7 protein-coding genes are annotated in these 7,570 nt (G+C 73.4%); all 7 read left to right on the forward strand.

Annotation, left to right across the window (positions count from 1 at the left end; translation table 11 throughout):
- The coding region (locus J1C73_RS21070; protein ID WP_242644486.1) for a HEAT repeat domain-containing protein at nt 1-1,389 on the forward strand (1,389 nt) is incomplete at its 5' end.
- Nucleotides 1,386-1,724 (forward strand): zinc ribbon domain-containing protein, encoded by a 339-nt coding sequence (locus J1C73_RS21075; RefSeq protein WP_207317786.1) that lies wholly within the window; start codon nt 1,386-1,388, stop codon nt 1,722-1,724. The genes J1C73_RS21070 and J1C73_RS21075, both read left to right, overlap by 4 nt.
- Nucleotides 1,725-1,823: 99 nt before the next feature.
- Nucleotides 1,824-2,642 (forward strand): hypothetical protein, encoded by an 819-nt coding sequence (locus tag J1C73_RS21080; RefSeq protein WP_207317787.1) that lies wholly within the window; start codon nt 1,824-1,826, stop codon nt 2,640-2,642.
- Complete coding sequence (locus J1C73_RS21085; RefSeq protein ID WP_307797756.1) at nt 2,639-3,961, forward strand: ATP-binding protein; 1,323 nt, start codon at nt 2,639-2,641, stop codon at nt 3,959-3,961. The genes J1C73_RS21080 and J1C73_RS21085 overlap by 4 nt, the downstream gene beginning before the upstream one ends.
- Before the next feature lie 80 nt (nt 3,962-4,041).
- Nucleotides 4,042-5,421, forward strand: a complete 1,380-nt coding sequence (locus J1C73_RS21090) for an FtsW/RodA/SpoVE family cell cycle protein (RefSeq protein WP_207317788.1) — start codon at nt 4,042-4,044, stop codon at nt 5,419-5,421.
- A 37-nt stretch (nt 5,422-5,458) separates the two neighbouring features.
- Nucleotides 5,459-6,916, forward strand: coding sequence for a peptidoglycan D,D-transpeptidase FtsI family protein (locus tag J1C73_RS21095; RefSeq protein ID WP_207317789.1), 1,458 nt, complete (start codon nt 5,459-5,461; stop codon nt 6,914-6,916).
- Nucleotides 6,917-6,920: 4 nt separating this feature from the next.
- The coding region (locus tag J1C73_RS21100; RefSeq protein WP_242644487.1) for an amidase family protein at nt 6,921-7,570 on the forward strand (650 nt) is incomplete at its 3' end.

Below are 7,570 nucleotides of genomic sequence, written 5' to 3' on the forward strand. Positions count from 1 at the left end.
CCGGGGCCCCGGGCGGCCGAGGCGCACAGCGAGCCGGAGCCGGCCGGGGTCGAGGAGCGGGCCGCGCCGGTGACGCTGGTGGGGCAGTTGCGGGCGCTGTCGGCCGAGGAGAGCGCGGGGCGCGCGGCGCCCTGGACGGCCGATCTGCTGCGGACCCTGCATGTCGGTCTTGACGACCGGGTCGCCGAACGGACCGCGCTGCTGACCGACCAGCTGTGCAGCCCCGACCGCTGGCAGCGCATCGACGCGGTCCGGATGAGCAGCGGGCTGATCCGGGCCTGGCGCGGTTCCTACGGGGAGCTGGTGCGGCTGGTCGGCGAGCAGCTCGGCGCGGCCGAGCCGAAGCTGGCCGAGGCGGCTTCGCACGTGCTGGAGGAGCTGTTCGGCCTGGCCGCACCGGCCGCGGACGCGCTGGCGGCCAGGGTGGCGGCGGATCCGGGGGCCTGGGTGAAGGAGTGGGCGAGCGGGCCGCCGGGGCTCGGCAGCGCGGTGAAGGCACTGTCCCGGCTGGGCGACGCCCGCGCCGTGCCCGCGCTGGCCGCGGCGCTGGAGCGGCCCGAGGTGCCGCACGACGTGGGGTTCGCCATCGGCTATCTGGGGTCGGCGGCCCGTCCGCTGGCCGGTGCGCTGCGGCGCAGGCTCGGCGAGGTGGGGCTCGACGAGGGCGCGTACGACCGGGCGAGCCCGCTGCTGGCCGGGCTGACCGCGCTGCGGGCGGGCGAGGCGGCGCCCGAGGTGTTGCGGGTGCTGCGCGGGGCCCCGGAGTACCGCGGTGAGTGGCTGCGCACGGCGGCGCTGCGGGCGCTCGGCTCGTTCGGGCCCGCGGCCCACTGTGCCGTGCCGGAGCTGCGGGCGCTGATCCGGCGTCCCGGCACCGCGGCGGCCACGGAGGCCGCCGAGGCGCTCTGGGCGGTCGACGGGGACGCCGCCGCCGTGCTGCCGGTACTGATCGAGGGGCTGCAGGCGGAGCACGCGCACGAGCGGCGGTCGGCGGCGAGCGCGCTGGGCCGGCTGGGTGCGCGGGCCGCGGTGACCGCGCCACGGCTGCGGGCGCTGCTGGGGCACGACGAGCTGTGGCTGCGAGTGGACGCGGCGATCGCCCTGTGGGAGGTTTCCGGGCGGGCCGGGGAGTCCGTACCGGTACTCCTGGCGGCCTGGGAGCAGAACCGCCATGTCAGGGTTCGGGTGGCCGAATGCCTGGCGCGGATGGGGGCCGCTGGTGCAGGGTCGGACGCGGCACATGTGCTGCGCGCCGAGCTCGCCTCCGTACGCCGCCACAACGCGATGGACGGCGGCTACGGCAGCCACGACACATACGAGGACGAGAAGCTGCTGGCGCTCTGCCGCCGGGCGCTCATGGGTGATTCGGGGAAGGGACCCACAACATGATCATTTTCGGTACGCGAGGCTATCTCTACCAACTGGCCGTCATGACGATGGTCTGCGGCTGGTGCGGGAATCCGTCCGCGCACACCCTGCGCAAGCGGGTCACGAAGTTCACGCTGTTCTTCGTGCCGCTGTTCCCCTTCTCGACGAAGTTCGCCACCCAGTGCACCTTCTGCGGTGGTGAGCAGAAGATCCCCAAGGAGCAGGCCGAGCAGCTGCTGGCCCAGCACATCGCGTCACAGGACGGCAACCCGTTCGGGCAGCCGCAGCAGCCGGGCTATGCGCCGGGAGCGCAGGGCCAGGGCCAGGGCCAGGGCCAGAATCCGTATCAGCACTAAATACGCATAAGAGACTTCCTTCCGTAAGGTCTACGGAGCCGGGATCGTGCGCGAGCACGTGCCCACCGGCTCGACGGACCTCGGGAACGGAGAAAAGCCATGCGTCGGCAGCACCGGGTGGCGCCCAGCGTGGCGGCACTGCTGGCCGGCACCGCCCTGCTGGCCGGATGCGGCGCCGGCGGCGGGCTGAAGAGTACCGGTCCGGCCCCGGCCGCCATCGGTCCGGCCCGCCTCTGGCCGGAGCTGCCGCCCGCCTCCGCCGCTCCGTACGACTACGGCGAGGGTGAGACCGCGCACATCCCCGGCATCACGGTTCCGGGCGGCGATGTGCGCCGGCTGGACCCGGTGGCGGTGGTGCAGGCGGGCCTGAAGGCCCACCCCGACCGCTCCAGCGGTACGGACGAGCTCCCGGCCGCCGCGGTCCGCCGGATCAACGCCTGCCGGACCGCGCCGGACGACTGCCCGGTGCTCGCGCCGTACTACCGCGATCTGACGGGCGACGGCAGGGACGAGCTGGTCCTCGCCATCAAGCTGGCCGACCGCCAGCTCTCCGTGCGGGTCTACATGCCGGGGCCGGGCGGACTGACCCGGATCATGTCCACCTCGGACGCGGTGATCAGCGTGGAGCTGGCCGGCCGGGACCTGATCATGCGGGCCCCCTCCGCCATCACCGGGTACGAGTACCGCACGGCCTGGTCCTGGGACAGCAGGCAGCGGGCCATGCTGCCCACCCAGGACGGAATCCTGCGCATGACCCCGCAGCCCGAGCCCGGCCGGCGGCAGCCGAAGGGCACGCGACCCTCCGTGCGGCCCGGCGAACCGCCCTCCGCCGCGCCGACGGCGTCGCCGCCCACCGCACCGCCGACCGCCGCACCCACCGCGGCCCCCTCGGCCGCCGTGTCCGCGGAGCGCCGGTGAGCCGGCGGCGGCCGAGAACGCCGCGTGGCCCGCGCGGGCTGCGGACGCCCGCCTGGACCGCGTCGCTGACCTGGAAGTCCGCGGCCTTCATCACCGTGATGTGCTGCGTGCTCGCCGCCCTGCTGGGCGTGCTGGTGCACACCGCGGTCAACCGTCAGACGGTCGGCCACGCCCGCGAGAAGGCGCTGACCCGGCTGGAGGGCGTCACCGCCGCCTACGAGGCGGGCGAGGCGCTTCCGCCGCGTTCCGGTCTCGATCCGCCGGGGCTGCCCGCGTCACTGCGGGCCCTGGCGGTGGACGGGGAGCGCGGCACCATGGTCGCCGACCATCTCGGCCGGCCGACGATGTGGGCCGCCGCCCCGGCCGACGGCCACGCGCTGGCGACCCATATCGACTACAGCCAGAGCGCCCGCACGATCAACGGCCTGGACGGGGCGATCATCGGCTCCTCGCTGCTGGCGATCGGCGCGACGCTGCTGGCCGGCGGGTTCGCCGTCACCCGGGTCACCCGGCGGCTGCACCAGACCGCGCGAGTGGCCCGCCGGATCGAGGCCGGTGATCTCGACGCCCGCGTCAACGACCCCCGTACGGCCGACCCCTCACGCCGGCCGGACGAGGTGGCGATCGTCGCCGGTGCGCTGGACACGATGGCCGCGACGCTCCAGCGCAAGCTGCTGACCGAGCAGCGCTTCACCGCCGATGTGGCGCACGAGCTGCGCACCCCGCTGACCGGCCTGTCGGCCGCCGCCGAACTGCTGGCGCCGGGCCGCCCCTCGGAGCTGGTGCAGGACCGGGTCCGCACGATGCGCGCCCTCACCGAGGACCTGCTGGAGATCTCCCGGCTCGACACGCGTACCGAGCAGGTAGATCTCGACGTGCACGAACTGGCGCCGCTCGTCGAGCGAGTGGCGTCCGCCTCGGGCACCCACACCGAGGTCGGGGTCGTCGGGGACGGGCCGCCGGTACGCGTCGAGACGGACAGGCGGCGCCTGGAGCGGGTGCTCGGCAATCTGATCAGCAACGCGCACCGGCACGGCCGCCCGCCGGTCGTGCTGACGGTCGACGGGCCGGTGGTGACCGTACGCGATCACGGCGAGGGCTTCCCGGACTATCTGACCGCAGACGGCCCGCAGCGCTTCCGCACCGAGGGCGGCAGCAAGGGACACGGCCTCGGGCTGACCATCGCCGCCGGGCAGGCACGGGTGATGGGTGCCCGGCTGGTCTTCGAGAACGCGGCGGACGGCGGGGCGGTGGCCCGGCTGACGCTGCCGGAGTGCGTACGCCGCGAGGCACAACCGCCGCCCGGCCCCCGGTCCTGACGGTCCGCCGCCGGAGCCCCGCGAACCTCCGCACTTTGACATAAGGGAAATAAACCCCACCTCTTGCTACGTTGCGTGGCATGACCGCAACGACAGCGGACGCACCTCCGCCCGAACTGCGCCTGCCCAAGCGGCGCGGCGTGGAGCTCTCGCTCCTCATCGGGGCCGTCCTCATCTCCGTGTACGGCTACGCCGCCGTCGGTCTGGCCAGGAACAACGCGGTCCCGCCCGATGTCGCCGGGTACGGCGGCGGGCTCGGGCTGCTCGCCCTGCTCGCCCATCTCGCCGTCCGCTTCCGCGCCCCGTACGCCGATCCGCTGCTGCTGCCCATCGCCCTCCTGCTCAACGGCCTCGGCCTGGTGCTGATCTACCGGCTCGACCTGGAGACCCCGAAGGACCAGGCGGCCCCCACCCAGCTGGTCTGGTCCACGCTCGGCGTGGCGTTCTTCATCGCGGTGGTGGTGTTCCTGCGCGACCACCGGGTGCTCCAGCGGTACGCGTACCTCTCGGTCGCCACCGCCCTCGTCCTGATGATCGTGCCGATCTTCTTCCCCGCCGTGAACGGCGCCAAGATCTGGATCAGGGTCGGCGGATTCTCCTTCCAGCCGGGCGAGTTCGCCAAGATCCTGCTCGCCGTCTTCTTCGCCGCCTACCTCGCGGCGAACCGCAACGCCCTCGCGTACACCGGCCGCAAGATCTGGAAGCTGCAGCTCCCCACCGGCCGGGTGCTCGGCCCGATCGTGGCGATCTGGCTGTTGAGCGTCGGGGTGCTGATCCTGGAGCGGGACCTGGGCACCTCGCTGCTCTTCTTCGGGCTGTTCGTGATCATGCTGTACGTGGCGACCGGCCGCATCGGCTGGATCGCCGTCGGGCTGCTGCTCGCCGCCGTCGGCGCGTTCGTCGTCGGCTCGTTCGAACCGCACGTGCACAGCCGGGTGCAGGACTGGATCGACCCGTTCGCCTCCATCGACGCCGGTCAGGGGCCCGGCCAGCTCGCCCAGTCGCTGTTCGCCTTCGCGGCCGGCGGGATGCTCGGCACCGGGCTCGGGCTCGGGCACTCCATCCTCATCGGCTTCGCCGCCAAGTCCGACTTCATCCTGGCGACGGCGGGCGAGGAGCTCGGCCTGACCGGGCTGACGGCGATCTTCATGCTCTACGCGCTGCTGGTGGCGCGCGGCTACCGGGCCGGACTCGCCCTGCGCGACTCGTTCGGGCGGCTGCTCTCGATCGGTCTCGCCTCGATCCTGGCGCTCCAGGTGTTCGTGATCGCGGGCGGGGTGATGGGGCTGATCCCGCTGACGGGCATGGCGATGCCGTTCCTCGCCCAGGGCGGTTCCTCCGTGGTCACCAACTGGATCATCGTGGCGCTGCTGATCCGGGTCAGCGACCTGGCCCGCAGACCCCACCCCGACCAGGTGGAGACCGGAGTCATCGCGCCCATCCTGGAGGACGAACTGTGATCCCGTACGCGCCGACCGTGCTGCGGGGGCCCCGGACATGATCCGCTACATCCGGCGCGCCGCCGCCTTCTGCCTCCTGCTGCTCGTGGCGCTGCTGCTGAACGCCGCCCGCGTCCAGGTCTTCGAGGCCTCCTCGCTCGACGACAACCCCGCCAACCGGCGGATCACGATCCACCGTTACGACCAGCCGCGCGGCAACATCCTGGCCGACGGCAGGTCCGTCACCGGCTCGAAGGACACCGGCGAGCAGCTCGCGTACGAGCGCACCTACCGCTACGGCCCGCTGTACGCCCCGGTGACCGGATACGCCTCGCAGACGTACGGCACCACCCTGATCGAGAACGCCGAGGACCCGGTCCTCTCCGGCACCGACTCGATGCTCGCCCCGTTCCCCCTCTGGAACGAGATCACCCGCAGCCGGCAGCCCGGCGGCGACGTCGTCACCACGGTCAAGGACTCCATGCAGCGTGCCGCGTTCGAGGGGCTCGGCGGCCGGCGGGGCGCCGTCGCGGCCATCGAGCCGACGACCGGCAAGATCCTGGCGCTGGTCTCGACCCCCTCGTACGATCCGGGGCTGCTCTCCGGTACCGGTTCGTCCGTCACCGACGCCTGGCGGCAGCTCAACTCGGGCCGGACTCAGCCGATGCTCAACCGGGCCATCCGGCAGACCTATCCGCCCGGCTCCACGTTCAAGATCGTCACGGCGGCGGCCGCCCTGGACGCCGAGGTCGTCACCGACCCGGACGCCTCGACCGACACCCCCTCCCCCTACGTGCTGCCGGGCACCTCGACCACGCTCCCCGACGAGGCGAGCGGCTGCGACGAGGCGTCCCTGGCCGAGGCGATCCGGGTCTCCTGCAACACCGTGATGGCCCATCTGGGGGTGCAGGTCGGGCTGGAGGGCATGGTGCACGCGGTCGGCAGGTTCGGCTTCAACGACACGGGGCTGAAGATCCCGTCCGGGGTGGCGAAGAGCAACTTCGACACCCGCATGAGCGACGACCAGCTGGCCCTCTCCTCGATCGGCCAGTTCGACACCACGGCGACCCCGCTGCAGATGGCGATGGTGGCCTCGGCCGTGGCGAACGGCGGCGAGCTCATGTACCCGCATCTGGTGGACCGTACGACCACGCACGGCGGCTCCACCGTCCACACGACGAGGTCGCGCTCCTATCACCGGGCGATGACCTCGCAGACGGCGACGCGGCTGCGCCAGATGATGATCGACGTGGTGCAGGACGGCACCGGCTCCAACGCGGCCATCGACGGGGTGACGGTCGGCGGCAAGACCGGCACGGCCCAGCACGGCATCGACAACTCCGGTACTCCGTATGCCTGGTTCATCTCCTGGGCGCAGGCGCAGGACGCGGCCCGGCCGGCCGTCGCGGTCGCCGTGGTCGTCGAGGACGCCGCCGCCGACCGGGCCGACATCAGCGGCGGCGGCAGTGCCGCGCCGATCGCCCGTTCCGTCATGGAGGCGGCGCTGGGAGACTGAGCGGATGACGGCTCCCAGGGATGTGCGCGGGGCGCTGGCCGCGATCGGACGGACGGACCCGCGGCTCTGCGCCTTCATCGACGTCTGGCACGAGGAGGCGTCGGCCCGGCTGCCCGGCGCGGCCCGGCTCCCGCTGGCCGGGCTCCCGTTCGCGGTGAAGGGCCCCACCGGCATCCGCTCGTACGCCGCCCGGCGGCTGATCGCGGCGGGCGGTGTCCCGGTCGGCTCGACCTCCGTGCCGGGCCCCGGCACCTACTGGCAGACCTGGGGGCTGGGCGCCCACGGACGCACGGTCAACCCCTGGCGGTCCGACCGGACGCCTGGCGGTTCCTCGGCGGGCTCCGCGGCGGCGGTCGCCGCGGAGCTGGTGGAGCTGGCGACCGGGAGCGACGGGGCCGGATCGGTACGCATCCCGGCGGCCTGGTGCGGGGTGTTCGGGCTCAAGACGACCAACGGGCTGCTGCCCTCCCCCGACCGCTCGGGGCTCGCCTCCGCCGGGGTGCTGGCCCGGTCCGCCGCGCACGCGCACCTGTATCTGCGCTGCGTCCTGGACGCGTACGAACCCGCCGTGACGCGGCTGCCCCTGCGCGCCGTCTACAGCCCGGACCTCGGGTACGCGGACGTCGACCCGGAGGTCGACGTCCGCGTACCCGA

Origin of the sequence: Streptomyces laculatispora, from assembly GCF_017353455.1 — a bacterium.
Taxonomy (GTDB): domain Bacteria; phylum Actinomycetota; class Actinomycetes; order Streptomycetales; family Streptomycetaceae; genus Streptomyces; species Streptomyces laculatispora.